Source organism: Candidatus Tisiphia endosymbiont of Ptychoptera albimana (genome assembly GCF_964026605.1).
GTDB lineage: Bacteria > Pseudomonadota > Alphaproteobacteria > Rickettsiales > Rickettsiaceae > Tisiphia.
In genome coordinates, this window is the sequence record NZ_OZ032164.1 from 1080301 (window position 1) to 1097063 (window position 16763).

The 16763-nt window shown below is 32.4% G+C and carries 18 protein-coding genes; 9 read left to right on the forward strand and 9 right to left on the reverse strand.

Annotated features, from left to right (window positions below; all coding sequences use genetic code 11):
* Positions 1-7: 7 nt before the first annotated feature.
* Positions 8-781 carry a LicD family protein gene (locus tag AAGD36_RS05035; RefSeq protein ID WP_341755187.1) on the reverse strand — a complete coding sequence of 258 codons (774 nt, stop codon included), beginning with the start codon at positions 779-781 and terminating at the stop codon, positions 8-10.
* Between the two features lie 87 nt (positions 782-868).
* Between AAGD36_RS05035 and AAGD36_RS05040 the strand changes: the two genes are divergently transcribed.
* A complete protein-coding gene (locus AAGD36_RS05040; protein ID WP_341755188.1) occupies positions 869-1924 on the forward strand; it encodes a mannose-1-phosphate guanylyltransferase in 1056 nt (351 codons plus the stop codon).
* Positions 1921-2457, forward strand: a complete 537-nt coding sequence (locus AAGD36_RS05045) for an NUDIX hydrolase (RefSeq protein ID WP_341755189.1) — start codon at positions 1921-1923, stop codon at positions 2455-2457. Before AAGD36_RS05040 ends, AAGD36_RS05045 begins: the two co-directional genes overlap by 4 nt.
* Before the next feature lie 136 nt (positions 2458-2593).
* Here the strand turns inward: AAGD36_RS05045 and AAGD36_RS05050 are convergent, their stop codons facing one another.
* The 3 genes from AAGD36_RS05050 to AAGD36_RS05060 all read right to left on the reverse strand — a co-directional run bounded on the left by AAGD36_RS05050 (position 2594) and on the right by AAGD36_RS05060 (position 4929).
* A complete protein-coding gene (locus tag AAGD36_RS05050; protein WP_341755190.1) occupies positions 2594-2734 on the reverse strand; it encodes a hypothetical protein in 141 nt (46 codons plus the stop codon).
* Between the two features lie 46 nt (positions 2735-2780).
* Positions 2781-3407: a superoxide dismutase gene (locus AAGD36_RS05055; protein WP_341755191.1), complete on the reverse strand. Its 627-nt coding sequence runs from the start codon at positions 3405-3407 to the stop codon at positions 2781-2783.
* 256 nt (positions 3408-3663) lie between these two features.
* On the reverse strand, positions 3664-4929 hold the full coding sequence (locus tag AAGD36_RS05060; RefSeq protein WP_341755192.1) for a hypothetical protein: 1266 nt from the start codon (positions 4927-4929) through the stop codon (positions 3664-3666).
* A gap of 790 nt (positions 4930-5719) precedes the next feature.
* Between AAGD36_RS05060 and AAGD36_RS05065 the strand changes: the two genes are divergently transcribed.
* Complete coding sequence (locus AAGD36_RS05065) at positions 5720-6025, forward strand: hypothetical protein (protein WP_341755193.1); 306 nt, start codon at positions 5720-5722, stop codon at positions 6023-6025.
* Positions 6026-6071: 46 nt separating this feature from the next.
* Here the strand turns inward: AAGD36_RS05065 and AAGD36_RS05070 are convergent, their stop codons facing one another.
* From AAGD36_RS05070 to AAGD36_RS05090, 5 genes are all read right to left on the reverse strand, one after another.
* Positions 6072-6299, reverse strand: coding sequence for an HU family DNA-binding protein (locus AAGD36_RS05070; RefSeq protein ID WP_341755194.1), 228 nt, complete (start codon positions 6297-6299; stop codon positions 6072-6074).
* A 3-nt stretch (positions 6300-6302) separates the two neighbouring features.
* Positions 6303-7217, reverse strand: a complete 915-nt coding sequence (gene sppA / locus AAGD36_RS05075) for a signal peptide peptidase SppA (RefSeq protein WP_341755195.1) — start codon at positions 7215-7217, stop codon at positions 6303-6305.
* A 96-nt stretch (positions 7218-7313) separates the two neighbouring features.
* A complete protein-coding gene (gene smpB / locus AAGD36_RS05080; RefSeq protein WP_341755196.1) occupies positions 7314-7772 on the reverse strand; it encodes an SsrA-binding protein SmpB in 459 nt (152 codons plus the stop codon).
* Entirely contained in the window at positions 7759-8637 is an 879-nt protein-coding gene (dapA, locus tag AAGD36_RS05085) for a 4-hydroxy-tetrahydrodipicolinate synthase (protein WP_341755197.1), read from the reverse strand. Before dapA ends, smpB begins: the two co-directional genes overlap by 14 nt.
* 25 nt (positions 8638-8662) lie before the next feature.
* Complete coding sequence (locus tag AAGD36_RS05090) at positions 8663-9565, reverse strand: branched-chain amino acid transaminase (RefSeq protein WP_341755198.1); 903 nt, start codon at positions 9563-9565, stop codon at positions 8663-8665.
* Positions 9566-9618: 53 nt separating this feature from the next.
* On the opposite strand from AAGD36_RS05090, the gene AAGD36_RS05095 reads away from it, so the two are divergent.
* The 6 genes from AAGD36_RS05095 to AAGD36_RS05120 all read left to right on the forward strand — a co-directional run bounded on the left by AAGD36_RS05095 (position 9619) and on the right by AAGD36_RS05120 (position 16696).
* The gene (locus AAGD36_RS05095; protein ID WP_341755199.1) at positions 9619-10299 is read left to right on the forward strand and encodes a response regulator transcription factor; all 681 of its coding nucleotides are present in this window, start codon (positions 9619-9621) and stop codon (positions 10297-10299) included.
* Positions 10283-11584: a sensor histidine kinase gene (locus tag AAGD36_RS05100; protein ID WP_341755200.1), complete on the forward strand. Its 1302-nt coding sequence runs from the start codon at positions 10283-10285 to the stop codon at positions 11582-11584. Before AAGD36_RS05095 ends, AAGD36_RS05100 begins: the two co-directional genes overlap by 17 nt.
* A gap of 23 nt (positions 11585-11607) precedes the next feature.
* Positions 11608-11757, forward strand: a complete 150-nt coding sequence (locus AAGD36_RS05105) for a hypothetical protein (RefSeq protein WP_341755201.1) — start codon at positions 11608-11610, stop codon at positions 11755-11757.
* 88 nt (positions 11758-11845) lie between these two features.
* On the forward strand, positions 11846-13726 hold the full coding sequence (locus tag AAGD36_RS05110; protein ID WP_341755202.1) for an LTA synthase family protein: 1881 nt from the start codon (positions 11846-11848) through the stop codon (positions 13724-13726).
* Between the two features lie 60 nt (positions 13727-13786).
* The gene (locus tag AAGD36_RS05115; protein ID WP_341755203.1) at positions 13787-15823 is read left to right on the forward strand and encodes a ComEC/Rec2 family competence protein; all 2037 of its coding nucleotides are present in this window, start codon (positions 13787-13789) and stop codon (positions 15821-15823) included.
* 30 nt (positions 15824-15853) lie between these two features.
* The gene (locus AAGD36_RS05120; RefSeq protein ID WP_341755204.1) at positions 15854-16696 is read left to right on the forward strand and encodes a hypothetical protein; all 843 of its coding nucleotides are present in this window, start codon (positions 15854-15856) and stop codon (positions 16694-16696) included.
* Positions 16697-16763: the final 67 nt, after the last annotated feature.

Consider the following 16763-nt stretch of genomic DNA (forward strand, 5'->3'; position numbering starts at 1 on the left):
GATAAGTTTACTCTTTAGTTAGTAATTTCGGAATTACCCGGTCTTCTAAAGGACCAGTTGGCATAGCTGGCTTTAATAATTTCGGAGTTAAAATGAATTTAGTCTTTTGTTCAATAGGTGAAAGAGTAACAAAATAACTATGCGGTTGCTGAATTATCCCGTATTTATCCCATTCTGGGTATTGCCTATCTAGGTTACCTTTAAATTCATTAGGACCATAAACTTCAATCTCACCAAATTCATATTTCTTCAGTGGGAATACTTCGTTAATATAAAAGAAATCATTAGGAAATCTACGTAACGTTCTGAAATTAGCATATATAAACATGTTGTCTTTTGGACGGAAAATAAAAATATCTATACATACCTTGTTGCATATAGTGTAAAAATCTTGATGGTAAGTTTTATAACCTAACTTGACAAAATCTGTTAGTATATCTTGTAACCTTATTTCATCAGCGTGCATTACACCAATATCTAGGTCATCATCAAAAGGTATGATGCCTTTATGCCTTGCTGCCCCAAGAAGTGTACCACTTGTAATCCAATATTGTATGTTATGTTTAGTCAATATTTCATGAGTATCTTTCATTAATTGGTATAAGCTTAGGGCTTTATTTTCACTAATTGTATATTTCTGTACTTGTTGGTCGGTAGGAGTTACATATCTCCATTGGTGATCATAAAACTCTACATAGCCTAGATACAAACCATAAACAATTATAATTATTCCAGCTATTTTAAAGAAAAAGTTATTAGTTTTTTTATGATTTTTGTGCATATATATTCCCATGTTTATTTTAGTAGACTTTTTTAAAGTTATAAACTATAAGTTGCTTTAGTTAGATAATTATATAATTAATGATATATGAAAGTAAAACCAGTAATTATGGCTGGTGGTCTAGGAACTAGATTATGGCCATTATCACGACAGATGCAACCAAAACAATTTATAAAAATATTTAAGAATTTGAGTTTAATACAAAAAACTTTGATTACAAACAGAACTTTAGGCAAACCAACTTTAATAATTGCTAAGGAATATGAATTAATAGCAAAAGAGCAACTTAGAGAGCTAAATATTGAAGCAGACTTAATAATAGAACCTATGCCTAAAAATACAGCTTCATGTGCAATTATATCAGCTATTCAAGCAAAGAATAATGGTTATGATACGGTCATACTACTGCCTTCTGATCATTATATACATGATATTGATAAGTACCTAATTACTATTAATGAATCTTTGAATTATGTCGCAAAATTTGGTATTTGTACTATTGGGATTAAGCCTAGTTTTGCAAATACCGAATATGGTTATATTAAAATAAATAAGTTATTAGCAGATAGAACTTACAACACTCAACAATTTGTAGAAAAACCTACTCTTCAACAAGCACAAAATTATCTAGCAAATGGCAAATATTTTTGGAATTCAGGAATTTTTATTTTTAATATAGATTTTATTTTAGAGCAGGCTAAATTATGGCAAAAAGAACTCTTTAAACATGTGTATGATGCATATTATTTTGCAACCAAAGATCATAATAATATAACACTTGCTTTAGAACCATACCTATATATTACCCCAATTTCTTTAGACTATGCTATAATCGAAAATATTAGTCAAATGATTATGATAGAAGCCAATTTTAGTTGGAATGATATTGGCAATTGGCATTCTTTATGGCAAATACAAAAAGAAGATATAACGAATAATTACTGCGAAGGCGATGTTATAAACATTGATAGTACAAATTCATATATTAGTTCTAATAATAAGCTTACTGCTGTAATAGGAGTTGATAATATAATAATTATTAATACTGAGGATGCTTTATTGATCGTAAATAAATCAAGAGTTGAGAAAATAAAGCAGCTTGTAATGGAAATGACAGAGATGGGACGAAAAGAAGTATTATGAACTTACGTGAGAGTATAAAAAACTATGTCAGCAATTTTCAAGAAGAATATAAATATAAAGAAAGGATGTTGGACTTTCTAGATGATTGTAAAAATCCATTTAGTAGGGAGACAAAAGAAGGACATTTTACCGCTTCAGGATTCTTGCTTAATTCTGATAAAACAAAGTTCTTACTGATGCATCATCGTAAGTTGGATAAATGGTTGCAACCAGGAGGACATTGTGATGGTAATAATAACATTTTGGCTGTAGCAATTAAAGAGGCACAGGAAGAATCGGGTATTTTAGAGATTGAGCCGATTTCTAGACAGATTTATGATATAGATGTTCATATAATTCCTAGTAATTCTATAGACCAAGAACATTATCATTATGATGTGAGATTTTTATTAAAAACCGTTTGCAACGACTATTTTGTAAAAAATTCTGAATCAAACGAATTACGATGGATAGAATTTGCTTCTAATTATCAAGAACTTGTGCTAGATAATTCAGTAGAAAGGATGATAAAAAAGTACACTCTTATGCTTTGAAGAATTGGCTTCGTAAATATATACTGCTATGATTTCAAGAGTTGGTAGACGATAGTATCCCAGCTTTCGCTTGAATGACATAATGGCGGTAGGGGCAACATCACCCCACAAATATTGAAAGTTAAAAAATCGTCTATTAGCGAAGTGCTGTTTTAAGATATCTCCTATCATGCTGTTCTAGTTCTCTGTAGTGTTGTGAACCTGCATAGGAACAAAGGTCTTGATATTCCTTTACGTTTTCTAATGATTTTTCTACATCAGTATGCTTTCTTCTCATAACTAATTACCTTAATTATTGATTGTATTTTTTCTAAAATTAAGTTTCAAAGATGACTCTCAGCAAATTGCCAATTAATCATATGTTCTATATAAACTGAGACATAGTCTAGACGCTTATTACGATAATCTATATAGTATGCATGCTCCCAAACATCACAGGTAAGCAGAGGTTTCATAGATTTAGTAATAGGAGTTTCACCATTACTAGTTTTTACTATTTGTAATTTCCCATTATTAGAGACTAACCACGCCCAGCCGCTACCAAATTGACTTACTGCTGCTTGCTTAAATTCAGTAGCAAAATTCTCATAACTGCCAAAATCTTTATTTATCTGTTCCAATATCTTACCAGTAGGCTTTCTTCCACCTGAAGGCTTAATAGAATGCCAAAAGAAAGTATGATTCCATATTTGTGCTGCATTATTAAATATGGCTGCTTCAGTTGGTTTTATGCTTGTAGAAATTATTAATTCTTCCAAACTTTTTTTCTGCAACTCCTGGTTATCTTGCAAAAGATTATTCAGGTTAGTTACATATGTTTGGTGGTGTTTCCCATGGTGGTAGTCAAAAGTTTCAGGGGAAAAATGCGGAACAAAATCACTTTTACCATAAGGTAATTCCGGTAAGACAAAAGGATAAGATGTTTGGTTAGATTGTTTGCAATATATCATAATTTCCTCAATTTTAGTATAAAATATTTACTTTTTTATTAAGCACTCTCGTTGTCATTCCAATTCTAGATTAATAAAATTAATCCGAAATTGAGGTTTAGTATATCATAACTATATAACTTTTGCAGACTATTTTTTGAATTCCCACTTTTAGCTAGGAATGACATCGAAACCTATTAAGGCGAATTCGGGATAAGAATTAACTAATTCTTATCTAGAATTGGGATTATTGAGCTGGATTGCACTGTTTTGTCGGTTACCTAGTATGTGTATCTGTTTTTTTTACCCCCAAATTCGGTGTAGGTGCTTCTGTTTCTTTTTGAGAAGAAGTAACTGCTTTTCTCAACCCTGCTAGTGCATTTGTGATATCTGCTGAGCCAACAACAAACCCCGGTCTCTTTTGCTCAGTCTGCGGATTGGTTGTTGGAGATACTTCTACAGCTGTTTCTAATTTTCTAATATTAGGTAGCGAGTTTGTACTAGGCGGAGGAGGTGGTGGTGGTGGAATTTCTCCAAGCTTAGATTGAGTATTAGGAGGAGATAGTATCTTTTTAGCTGCTGCCTTCTTTTCTGCCTCTTCCTTTAGTGCTGCTGCTATCCTTGGAGCCTCTATCTCCTCTTGTCTTTTTTGGCGTGCTTCTTCTTCTCTTCGCAGCCTTTCAAATTCAGCAGCATCTTTAGCATATGTTGGAGATACCTTCTTATTGCCTTGCCCCTCAACAAATCCTCGACGTGCTACCAACTTTTCCTGCAACTCATTCATAAAGGGATCATCTGCTTGGTCTGCAGGTAATTCATTTAATGTTCGGTCTTCTACTTTGTTTAACTTAAAGTTACCTTTTGTTATAGCCGCCAACAAATCAGCTTGAGATATCTGTTGCAGCACTACATTAGAATGAAGAGGTGAAGGCGGAGGAGGTGGTGGTGGTGGCGGTGGTGCTGGTGGTGGCGTAACTGGATCGTTAGGAGGAGTAACTGTTGCCTGCACTGAGATAGTAAAGTGTGCAGTTTCATGTACTACTACCGGTGCTGTGGTAGCCGTCGTTACATGAGGTTTCTGCTGAGTTTCTACTAAAGATGGAGGCAAAACCTCAGTTTCTTTTGCTGGAATGCTTGTAGATATTTGTTCCTGCACAGGGGGAATATCCTTATCGTAAATTTTACGTATAACTTCAAGTGCTTTAAGAAAATCTTCTTCTGTTTGTTTTAACTCTTCTTGATGTGGTTTACTAAATGGAAATTTTAAAAACTTAATAAGAGAACGAGCCCATTCCTTTACTTTAATAACAATTGAGGAACGATTTTTACTGTTTTCGACCTTTTTGGTTAATGCTTCTAGATTTTTCTGTGAGTTATTTCCATCCGCAACATTTATCGTACTAGTTATAATCTCAGCAACATCTTCTAAATTTTTCTTATCAGGAGAAGATGGTGGTAAGCTAACATAGGCTGCAATTGCAGCCTCAGCTAGCTTATTCACAGATTCATTGGCAAACCTTAAGTTTTCTTTACCACTTGTCATACAACTACTCCCACTTAATTAATATTTCTTAAGTATACAATATAACGTTATTAATTTAATGAAGTCAAGGACTCTAAGTAAAAAAACACAAATTTCGATGTAATAAATTATCAGTATAATTCCCTTAGGGCTGAAGCATTGATTCCCTTTCGATGCCCCCCTGCTAGCCACAACTGTTGAAAGTTAAAAATCGTCTATTAGCGAAGTGCTGTTGTAAGCCTTAAACCGTCATTGCGAGGAGTCGCTGCAAGCGGTGACTTATCTTCGGTGTACCAAGAGTACGAGTCACTGTAGAAGTGAGGAGTGGTGCTGTACTTAATATGGTGGTAGGTCTACCGTAATCGGCTGGTATGAGCAATTATGAACAAAAATACAAGAGCAAATTAGTACAGGCTCTTGAAAAACGTGCAAAAGAATTAGGATTTACTTTAACAGCAGAAAATACTGAAAATCAATATGTTATGTAGCAGTTTGTTGGAAGAGTAAGCAAATGAGCAAAGAAGTAACTGATAATAATTATGAAACTAACCCTACTTCTATATCAAGGCATTTTCTACTTACATCTAGACCTATTATTTTATTCATGATATAATCTCCTTCTTCTTATTGTGCAAGGCTACTGTATTTCAAGCACCTTCTGCAATTTGTTCAAAGCAAACCTTGTAAGAGGGTACTTATTCTGTGAACAACTATTTCTGTCTAGAACCTATCAAGTCACCCTCTTATAACTATTTATAACATGTTTTTAAGATATAAGAGCCTAATTTGAGTAAGTAAAAAGTCAAAAAATATGCCAAATCCAATAACTTACACAATAGAAAACTTAAGCGATGCACGAGAGTTCTTATCCAAATTCCATGAGCCGGTTATTTTAACTAACAAAAGTGGTAGCACGAGATATTACGGTATGCTAGTGTGGGATTATATTTTTAAAAAACTAATTGAGGAATTTCCCCAAATCGTAAAAATTATTGTTAATGTAGGAAACGATCACGCAGCTTTATTTACCGCTATCAAACTTAATTACCAAAATATAGTTTATACTGGTAAATCAGCAGAGGCTAGGAAGTTGGCTTTGGCTAATAGTATAACATGAGAACGCGAATTCGGGATAAGAATTATTCCCTCCCTTTTCCAAAAGCCTAGCGATGTCCACGATAATAGATAGTTTTATATGACCGCTCACTATTGGGAAATTTCCGCTCCCTAATTGAGAAGCTACCGAAGCCTCTAATTTCAATACGATTTTGCTCAGCGAGGCTAGACTGTAAATAATCAAATACCAAATCTATAGAATCTTTTATATCTTCCTTAGAAAGATAATTAAGTTCCTTAGATATTTTATCCACTAAATCAGACTTTCTTGCCATAAATTAAAAAATTGCTTTTATTCCTTGAAATTTATTTTTAAAAAAACTTGGTAAAACACTATCAAAATCCTCCATAATAATTTCAAGAAATTTTGATTTCGGTTTTATTTTAAATTCTTTTACCTTCAAATCTTTATCAATTTTTTTGACTTCCTGTAACCATTTAATCGCATCATCCTCAGAACCCACAGCATCAACAAGTTTTAGTTTCAAAGCTTGGCGACCAGAATATATCCGACCATCAGCTATTTTTTTAACTTCTTCAATTGCTAATCCCCTTCTTAAAGCAACGAGTTCAATAAAATAATCATAAGTATCTTGTACATTAGACATTATAGCTTGACGAACAGCTTCTGTAACTTTCTCAGTAGGATTAGGAGCAGCTTTTAATTCCCCAGATTTAAAATTATTGAAGGTAATACCTAGTGTCTTTGCTAAATCTGTTACTTCTAGAGTTTGGAAAATCACACCAATTGAACCAGTAATCGTTCCATTATGACTAATTATGTAATCCCCTCCTAATGATATCAAATATCCTCCACTCGCTGCCAATGTACCCATAATAATCACTACCGGTTTTTTTGCTGATATTTTTCTGAGTATATTGTAAATTTTCTCTGATCCAACCACAGTTCCACCAGGAGAATTAACATTAACAATTAGAGCATTAATCTTATCATCATCAATGATTTTCTCCAATCTTTTATCACGTTTTGTATCCTCAAAAATTATATCTTCTATTGAAACTGCAGCTATATAGTTACTATTAGTAGTTACATATTCAGAACTTGGCAAATCAAATTTCTTAATCATCACAACAATTAAAACTATAAACATTAAAATTGTTGCTAACTTCCACAGCCTTAATTTTAATTTATTTTGTTTTCTTTCAATTATGTAGTCAGGAGTTATTGTCATTAACTTTACCTATTTGTTTATATGGAAGTATAATGGGTGCTTTAGGCTCTAAGAAGTTAAGGTGCTGTAGAGTGTCGCATAAAAATTATTTTTATCCTACTTCACTCGCATAATCCGACCTTGATCCCTTTTCCAATCTTGTTCTTTAATTGTCTGCCTCTTATCATGTAATTTTTTACCTTTTGCTATGCCTAACTCAACTTTTACTTTATTTTTCTTATTAAAATATAAAGAAAGAGCAACAAGAGTATAACCTTTCAGGCGAATCTTACCAATTATTTTTTTTATCTCACTCGAATTAAGAAGCAACTTACGGGTTCTTCTAGTCGAATGATTAAACCTGTTAGCTTTTTCATATTCCGCAATGTGACAATTATACAAAAACACTTCGTTTGCCGAATTTTCCGCATGACTATCTTCTATACTGGCTTTTCCTTGACGTAGCGATTTAACTTCACTACCAGTCAATATTATGCCAGCTTCAATTTTTTCTTCAATAAAGTAATTGAAATATGCCTTCTTATTTTGAGCTATTACTTTTTTATATTCCGACATAGTCCATAGCTTTATTTATTTTCTCCTCAGTGACTTTGCCAGCTGAAGTTAAAGGAAGTCGTAACTCATTAGAACATAACCCTAATCTTGCCACAGCATATTTTACCGGTATTGGATTGGATTCTGCAAATAATGCCTTATATATAGGCAATAATTGCTGTTGAATTTGCAGAGCTTCCTGGTAATTACCATCACGACAATTATCCTGTAACTTCTTGCACAAGCTAGGCGTAACATTAGATGCAACAGAAACGCACCCTACTCCCGAATGAACATTATAAGATAACGCTAATTCATCATTACCACACAATAAATTAAAATCTTTAACCATAGCCCTAATTCGTAAAGGACGCTCTAAATCGTTACCAGCATCTTTAAGAGCTATAATACGTGGTAGTTTACTGAGCCTAACTATCGTGTCATCAGAGAAATCTGCCACAGCTCTACTAGGTACTGAATATAGCATTATTGGTAAATTACTTGCATTATGGATAGTTTCAAAATGCAAATAGATTCCCTCTTGAGTTGGCTTTACGTAAGAAGGAATACTACACATAAACCCATCAACTGAAATTTTTGTGCATATTTGTATCATATCTACAGCAGTGCTGGTAGTAATAGCGGAACAACCTGCTATTATTTGGGTACGGTTTTTAGTAATTTCTACAGCTATTTCTAACAAAGATTGATATTCCTGCAAAGTTAAGCTAGGACCTTCACCAGTAGAACCAGCAATCACTACTCCATCAACTTTATTATCAATTTGATAGTTAAGTATTTTCTCCAAAGAAACAAAATCTAATTTATTATCCTTAAACGGGGTTATAATGGCTGTAATAAGCCCTTTAAATATATTATTGTTCATCGCATCAGTTCCATTATATCACTATTTATTTACGCACTAAGCTATTATATTCTTTTTTTAACAAATTAGTAATTTTACTATCTTCAAAGATAATATTTTGATCACCACGGTTAATCGATTTAATCCCCTTAACTTCTGCAGCTGTACCAGTCATAAAACATTCATTAAACTCCCCTAACCTATCTAGAGTTATGTACTCTTCCTTAACCTCAAGATTTAACTCTTTAGCAAGTTTTATAACTGTTTGACGCGTTATGCCATTTAAAAAACTATCAGCTATCGGTGTAAATAACTGCTCTCCTTTTACAAAAAAGATATTTGTAGTAGTACATTCAGCAATAAATCCTCGCCAATCTAATAGAACTGCATCACTATAACCCAAAGACTTAGCTTCTTTTTGGCATACTATCATCATATTGTAATGCCCTGACGATTTACACTGCGGCGGCAACGAGTTTGGATGGCATTTCCGCCAACGTGCAATATGCAAACTTAAATCATCAGAAGGTCTAGGAGTTGATGGAACAGCAGCAATTAATAAATTAACCGATAAATTTACATTAGTTAGATTAAGAGATTCACTACCATACCAAATTAGAGGACGAACATACGCATCTTTAATATTATTCTTTGTTATAAGTAACTGGTGAGCTGTTATAATATCTTCAAAACTATACGGTACCTCTATACTTAAACCTTTTGCCGACTCTATCAAACGTTGGGTATGTTCTTCTAATTTAAAAATTTTGCCATTATAGGCTTTTTCTCCTTCAAAAACTCCACCAGAATAATGTAAACTATGAGTAAGAGCGTGTATCTTAGCCTCCTGCCAATCAATAAATCTACCATTAATCCAGATATAACCTGATAGTTGATTAAGATTTTTAAACGACTTTTCAGTTAATGTATTTTCTTGTATTATTGTCATTGTCAATGTTCCACTATTAAACTATAGTAATTCTTATCACCGAAAATTTATTTATGCAAAGCTCAAAACCCCACATTCTTGTAGTCGATGATGATACTCGAATACAAAAACTTTTAAAACAGTTTTTGTATAAAAACAACTTTTTAGTATCAACAGCAGCTTCTGTCCAAGAAGCTGCGGAACTATTAAAATCCTCTATTTATGACTTAATTATTCTAGACGTTATGTTGCCGAATGTTACAGGGCTTGATTTTGCCCATACTATAAGATCAAGTAAAAACCTTATACCAATTGTTATGCTAACTGCACTATCACAACCAAGTGATCGTATCAAGGGATTAGAATCTGGTGCATCTGATTATCTGACCAAACCTTTCGAACCGAAAGAATTATTACTCAGGATTAATAACCTATTAAATAGCTATAATAATTATAAAAAACAAGATGAAATCAAGCGATTTGGCAATAATTATTATAATTTAGAATCAAAGGAATTTATAAAAAATAATCAACCTGTACAATTGAGTTCTACAGAACAAAAATTGCTAGAAGTATTATTAAAACACAATGGACAAGAAATGAAACGTGATGAGTTGTCAAAAATAATGGGAGGGCTTAGCCCTCGCTCTATCGACGTACAAATTGTCAGAATAAGAAGTAAGATTGAAGATGACCCTAAAGAACCAAAATATCTAAAAACCATACGGAATAGCGGTTATGCTATTTATACATAAACTTATACCACAAACTTTACTGGCTAGATTTGTTCTCATTATTATTGTTCCAACATTAATAGGACAAATTCTAGCAGTGTTTTTGTTCTATGATCGTCACTGGTATAATGTTTCTTATTATACTAGCAATATTATTGCTAATGAAATTATTTCCCTTCTTGAACAAGACGACAATAATCTATTAGAAAAAAACACAACAGAGACAAATTATTTAAATTTGTCGTATCAGTTTCATCAAAAATTAAACTTGCCACGCAAACAACCTAGAATTAGTGAAGAATTAGAGATTTTTAAAAATATTATTAACGTAAAAATTAATAAGAAAAATATAGTACAGATTAATGATGCAGGAAGAATTGAAGTATTATTCCAATTGACTGATGGTTTACTAAAAATCACTTTCGCCGCAAAATTATTGATGAATCCAACTGCTTATATTTTTGTTTTATGGTTAATCTTTTTAACTATTTTATTACTTTCTGTTTCTTTGATCTTCTCTAAAAATCAAATTAAGTCCATTTTAACTCTTGCAGATGCTGCTGATCAATTCGGACAAGGAATTACAAGATTACAAACATTTAAACCTTCTGGTGCAAAAGAAATTAAAAAGGCTGGTATTGCTTTTCTTAAAATGAAAGAACGAATTGAAAAACAAATCACTACAAGAACTAGAATGTTAGCTATGATTTCACATGATTTATGTACTCCTTTAACTAGAATGAAATTACAACTGGAGTTAATGAACAAATCTGAAGAAACAGAAGGTCTTAAGGAAGATATACTGACCATGCAACAAATGATAAAATCATACCTTGACTTTGCTAAGGGTGAAAATGGTGAAGAAGCTCAAATAATTGAGTTATCTTCTTGGATGTCTACTATCATAAATAAATGGCCTGTTGCCAATATTGAGTTGCTTGCAACAGAGCAGATAACAGCACAAATCAAGCCTATCAACTTTGAACGTGCAATATCTAACGTAATAAGTAATGCTATAAAATATTCTACAAAAATAAGAATTACTGTATATTCTAGTTCTACTAATGCCATAATAAAAATTGAAGATAATGGTATTGGCATAAAGGATGCAGAGAAATTATTAGTGTTTAAAGCATTTTATCGTTCAGATAAGTCACGCCCACTTAATAATTCAGGTAATGTTGGACTTGGTCTTGCTATTACTAAAGAAATAATCATTGATCATAATGGAACAATATCCTTGCAGGATAGTAAAATTTTAGGTGGTTTATTGGTTGAAATTTCGCTACCTAACCTCAAGTTTTGATGTAAGGCATCGGTTTAATAGACTTGCTGCATAAATCAAAGATAGTTGAGGGATTTTTAGGAGAAACGAAGCCGAGCACCGCAACGTACACAGACGTACGTGAGGAGCGGAGGCGAGTTTCGACGACAAAATCACCAACTAGATTGACTTATGCAGTAAGTCTAATAACCTAGGGTATCAATCCCTACGTAGGCAGCTTCCTATTACCCATAAGTTTTTCTTGACATTTATGGTAATAGGAAGACTAAAATTTAGATATATATGATAAAAACACTGTTTCATTTTCCTATTGTTAGAATTTACCTAATATTTCATTTTATTACTCGTATTCTATTAAGCTCATATGCTTTATGGCAACAACAAATAACCATATCTGATCTAGTGTCAATTTTTGTTATTGGTACATTTAATGATCTAATATCTCTTTGTTATTTTTTACCAGTAATTTTGCTTGTTATCATTGGCTTCTACAAGTTATTGGCTCGGTATAAATTTTTGTATATAAGCTGCTCTTTTATCGCTTATTTTTGTACTATTGCACTACTAATATTTATTGCCATTGCCGAGATTATCTTTTGGGATGAGTTCGGTGTTAGATTTAATTTTATTGCTGTAGATTATCTAATTTATACCCATGAAATCATTGGTACTGTAAAGGAATCTTTGCCCTATATAGAAATATTACTAGGCATTATAATTATTACACTATTAATTGTTTTTTTCTTGAGAAAATACATAATTAATCAAGCAAGTACTCTAAATGGCAAGAAACATATTTTTTGTGTGATAATGCTATTTTTGCTTAGCCTAGTTGCTTTTAATTTCTATAACCCTAATAAAATTGCTTTTAATTCTAATAAATATGCTATCGAACTTGCTAAAAACGGTCCATATGAGTTTTTCTCTGCCTATTTTAATAATAGCTTAGATTATAATAAATTTTATCCAGTAATTGATAAAAACCAGGCTTTAAATATCGTTCGCAGCAATTTATCGAAAGAACAACAAATATACTCAAATGCTACTACTATAGAACGTAATATCAGGGCAAGTTCTTTTAACAGTAATAAATATAATATTATTTTTATTACCGTAGAAAGTCTGAGTGGCGAATTCATGGGAAAATTTGGTAATCAACAAAATATTACGCCAAATTTGGATAAATTAGCTGAGCAAAGCATATTTTTTACCAATCTATATGCAGTAGGAACTAGAACAGTACGAGGTTTAGAAGCTATTACTTTATCAGTACCGCCAACTCCTGGCTCTTCTATTATCCGTCGTCCTGATAATCAGTCATTATTTAATATAGCTACTATTTTTAAGAATCAAGGCTATGCTGTTAACTTCCTATTCGGTGGCTATAGTTACTTTGATAATTTACAAAATTATTTTCATGGTAATGGCTATAATATAGTTGATCAAGGCAATCTAAAATCCAACGAAATAAGTTTTTCTAATATTTGGGGAGTAGCTGATGAGGATATACTAATAAAATCACTGGAGTTAGCTGATCAAAATTATAAGGAAGGCAAAGCCTTTTTCTCATTAATTATGACTACCTCTAACCATCGTCCTTATACTTTCCCCGAAGGTAGGATTGATTTGCCATCTGGTGGTGGACGTAGTGCAGCTGTTAAATACACTGACTATGCTATTGGTAAGTTTCTTGAATTAGCTAAAACTCACCCTTGGTTTGATAATACTATCTTTGTTATTACGGCTGATCATTGTGCATCAAGTGCTGGTAAAACTGATTTACCGGTTAATAAATATCACATACCTCTATTAATATATGCTCCCAATATATTAAAACCACAGATAGTTGATAATTTAGCCAGTCAAATTGATATTGTTCCTACTATTTTGGGATTATTAAATTTTTCGTATAATAGTAAGTTTTTTGGTCAAGATATATTAAACATGCCAGCAAACAGAGCTTTTATCAGCACTTATCAATTGCTTGGCTTCATGAAGGATAATCACTTAGTTATCTTACGACCACAGGAACAAGCAAAGACTTATAAATTAATTGCTGAAGATAAAATAGAGATTGAGAATATTCCTAGTTTAGTGGAAGAGGCTATTAGTTTTTATCAGGTAGCTCATGATTTATATATTCAGGGTGAAATGAGAGAATAGATTTCTTGAATTACATCTAATAGTAGTTTATTTTTAAATAAAAATCTACTATTAGACGCAATGATCCTAAGAGATTATAAATTAATTTTTAGACTTGCCAAAAGCATTTTAGAACAAGAATATCACAATCTCAGCCTTTGGTATTTTGTTAGTTTCATTTGCGGTATTGGTACTTATTTTACTTTAAGTAGCGAACCTTCCTTTATATCTATTCTAGCTATTTTCACAATTTCTTTGTCACTAATAACCTTAAGAAATAACATATTTGGGCGATTTATTGCGGGGATAATTATCGCTTTTTCCTGTGGTATGCTAGTTGGCAAATATCGTATATCAAATTTACATGTTGTTGGTATTAAAAAGCCAATAATTTCGAGAACAAGCGGCATCGTAGAATCGATGAAACCGACCACTCATGGTATGCAAGTTATATTATATCAGGTCAAAATTCAAAAACTTAATAGGTCTAATCAGGTTTTAGAGAAAGTTAGGATAAGCATGCCAGCAAAATATGCTCAAGAAATTAATATTAACGATAATATTAGCCTAGTGGCTCAGCTTTATAAGCCTCAAAGTAGTATCCTACCAGGTGGCTATGACTTTGGCTTTTATGCATATTTGGCAGATATCAACGCCACTGGCTATGCACTGTCCCCCCCTCAAATTATAGCACATAGTGATCTCTACACTAATAGTTTTATCTATAAAATTAAAAAAAATATTTACAACCGCCTGCTCCAAATACTCGGTTCTATTAAAGGTAATTTCGCCGCAGCAATATTACTAGGAGAAACCAAAGCCATCGATAGAAAATTAATGAAAGAAATGAGACAAAGCGGTATATCTCACATACTTTGCGTCTCCGGTTTACATTTGTCATTGGTAGCTATGCTGTTTTTCATATCAGCAAGATTCTTATTAAATCTATCAAATTATATTGCTTACAATTACAACATAAAGTCAATTGCAGCAATTTGTTCTTTAATAGGCAGTTATGGTTATTTGCAGCTAAGTGGCACACAAATCGCAGCTACTAGAGCCTTCATTATGACGGCAATTTTTATTTATGCAGTTATGATAGGACGGAAGCCCTACCCCCTAAGATCGCTCGCGATTGCGGCTTTCATAATATTATCGGTAAATCCCGAATATATATTTCATCCAAGCTTCCAATTATCTTTTGTGGCAGTATTATCACTAACTGCTGGTTACGAATTTTATATCAGAAATCAATGGATTTTAGGTAAAAGCAAGGGCATCTTTTCTTCCATAAAATTTTATATTGCCTCTAATATTTATTCAAGCTTCCTTGCAAGCATAGTAACTGCTCCTGTAGTAATAAACCAATTTTATACATTTCCTACTTATTCTATTCCCATGAACCTTATTGCTGTACCAATAATGTCTTTCTTTCTGATGCCGTTATCTATTATCTCATTATTCTTAATGATGTTTGGTATAGATCAATATTGTTTAAAATTAGTAGGTTTTTTCATTAATATAATTATTGCAGCAGTGAAATTTACTAATACCTTACCATTATCAGTATGGTATTTTGGTTATATAACCAAAATTAGTTTAATTACTTTCTTATTTGGATTTTTTTGGACTTGTTTATGGAGAACAAAGTGGCATTTTTTAGGTCTAATTATAATGATTATATCTGTAATCTTAATGCTAAATTCTCCTAAACCTAATTTTATATTTGATATAAATTTAAATGCTGTTGGTATAAAAAATAACAATGGTGAACTTGACATTTATGTCAATGAGATGCCAGAATTTAAACGTATATATTGGGCTAACTGGTTTGGTCAAAAGGATGCTAAAATATTTCCTATAGAAAAAAATATTTTTACTTCCGATGGATACACAATTTTGGTAAACTATAAACCAATTGCTCCAAATAAAATATGTGAAAATGTCGATATATATATTAACATATCAAGTAGAAACCAATGTAAAGGTAACAAAATTACTATTACTAGAGAGCTTCTAAGAGAGTTTGAAGTAATAATGATATTTTGTAATCAGCACGAATGTACAATTAAAACAAATAATAAAAAAAGATGGCAGGGTAACTGCAAGAGTTTTTAGTGATTGCTAACATTAATTAAAGATATTTTTATGCCCAAATTAGAGAAGTTTAAATCAGATATAGCTAATATTGTTGGTGAACCAAAGGAAGGCTTCGTACAGGATATAGATAGGTTTAAAAGTCTACTCAACTTTAGCTTTGATTCGAAATATACTCCTGAACTTGCTGAAGCTATGAAAAGCATGGGAATAGAGAAAGAAGTAAAAATACAGGTGTCGTTGGATGATGACTCAACAAATGTACTTTCACAAGCTATTGAAACTACTGACCAGGAATTTGGTGAATTTAAAGGCAATATTAGCACCACCCTTGATGCTCATGGTAAACTTGCTAAAGGATATTCTGCCGAATATGTTAAAGGACAACCTAATTTAGATAAATTTGGCAAACAAGCTAAACAAATGGATACATTGATAGAAGAGTTTCCACATAAATCCTTACAGAAAACCGAACAGATTGAGACAATTGCAACTATAGGAGCTGGTACAGAAAAAATGTATTCGGCATTGGAATTTTCACCGGCTGATCCAGTACATGTTAGAACCATTACAGATTTAGGTGCAAAACTAAGGCATTATATTAAATCATTTGTTAAATCACCTGAGGAACAGAAAGAGGCTTTTATTGAAAATGGTGTCGGAACAATCCAAGCTATTGATAAAGCAAATAGAAGTGATGGATTGCAAACTAGTAAGACTGCATTAGAAAAGATATTAAGCAAACTTGAGAGTACAGCTGGATCTCAAATATATCACCGTCTGAGAGAAACTTTCAATAAAAACGATATATCTATGGGAAATGGTAGTAGTACTATTAAACCCAATACTACCCCTTCTAACACAAAGCATTCTAATAAAGATAAGGGACGGTAGATCCCCGCCGTAGCCGTAACTCATGGGTGTCAATTTAAGCAGTTTAAGTATACTCAGGTAGAACTTC

Excerpts from the sequence above, each read along its gene's own strand:
- AAGD36_RS05100 (WP_341755200.1), top strand. The coding sequence starts at position 10,283 with ATGCTATTTATACATAAACTTATACCACAAACTTTACTGGCTAGATTT.
- AAGD36_RS05115 (WP_341755203.1), top strand. The coding sequence starts at position 13,787 with ATGATCCTAAGAGATTATAAATTAATTTTTAGACTTGCCAAAAGCATT.
- smpB (WP_341755196.1), bottom strand. The coding sequence starts at position 7,772 with ATGTCGGAATATAAAAAAGTAATAGCTCAAAATAAGAAGGCATATTTC.
- AAGD36_RS05035 (WP_341755187.1), bottom strand. The coding sequence starts at position 781 with ATGCACAAAAATCATAAAAAAACTAATAACTTTTTCTTTAAAATAGCT.
- AAGD36_RS05050 (WP_341755190.1), bottom strand. The coding sequence starts at position 2,734 with ATGAGAAGAAAGCATACTGATGTAGAAAAATCATTAGAAAACGTAAAG.
- AAGD36_RS05090 (WP_341755198.1), bottom strand. The coding sequence starts at position 9,565 with ATGACAATAATACAAGAAAATACATTAACTGAAAAGTCGTTTAAAAAT.
- AAGD36_RS05040 (WP_341755188.1), top strand. The coding sequence starts at position 869 with ATGAAAGTAAAACCAGTAATTATGGCTGGTGGTCTAGGAACTAGATTA.
- AAGD36_RS05045 (WP_341755189.1), top strand. The coding sequence starts at position 1,921 with ATGAACTTACGTGAGAGTATAAAAAACTATGTCAGCAATTTTCAAGAA.
- AAGD36_RS05120 (WP_341755204.1), top strand. The coding sequence starts at position 15,854 with ATGCCCAAATTAGAGAAGTTTAAATCAGATATAGCTAATATTGTTGGT.
- AAGD36_RS05110 (WP_341755202.1), top strand. The coding sequence starts at position 11,846 with ATGATAAAAACACTGTTTCATTTTCCTATTGTTAGAATTTACCTAATA.
- sppA (WP_341755195.1), bottom strand. The coding sequence starts at position 7,217 with ATGACAATAACTCCTGACTACATAATTGAAAGAAAACAAAATAAATTA.
- AAGD36_RS05060 (WP_341755192.1), bottom strand. The coding sequence starts at position 4,929 with ATGACAAGTGGTAAAGAAAACTTAAGGTTTGCCAATGAATCTGTGAAT.
- AAGD36_RS05055 (WP_341755191.1), bottom strand. The coding sequence starts at position 3,407 with ATGATATATTGCAAACAATCTAACCAAACATCTTATCCTTTTGTCTTA.
- AAGD36_RS05070 (WP_341755194.1), bottom strand. The coding sequence starts at position 6,299 with ATGGCAAGAAAGTCTGATTTAGTGGATAAAATATCTAAGGAACTTAAT.
- AAGD36_RS05095 (WP_341755199.1), top strand. The coding sequence starts at position 9,619 with ATGCAAAGCTCAAAACCCCACATTCTTGTAGTCGATGATGATACTCGA.
- dapA (WP_341755197.1), bottom strand. The coding sequence starts at position 8,637 with ATGAACAATAATATATTTAAAGGGCTTATTACAGCCATTATAACCCCG.
- AAGD36_RS05065 (WP_341755193.1), top strand. The coding sequence starts at position 5,720 with ATGCCAAATCCAATAACTTACACAATAGAAAACTTAAGCGATGCACGA.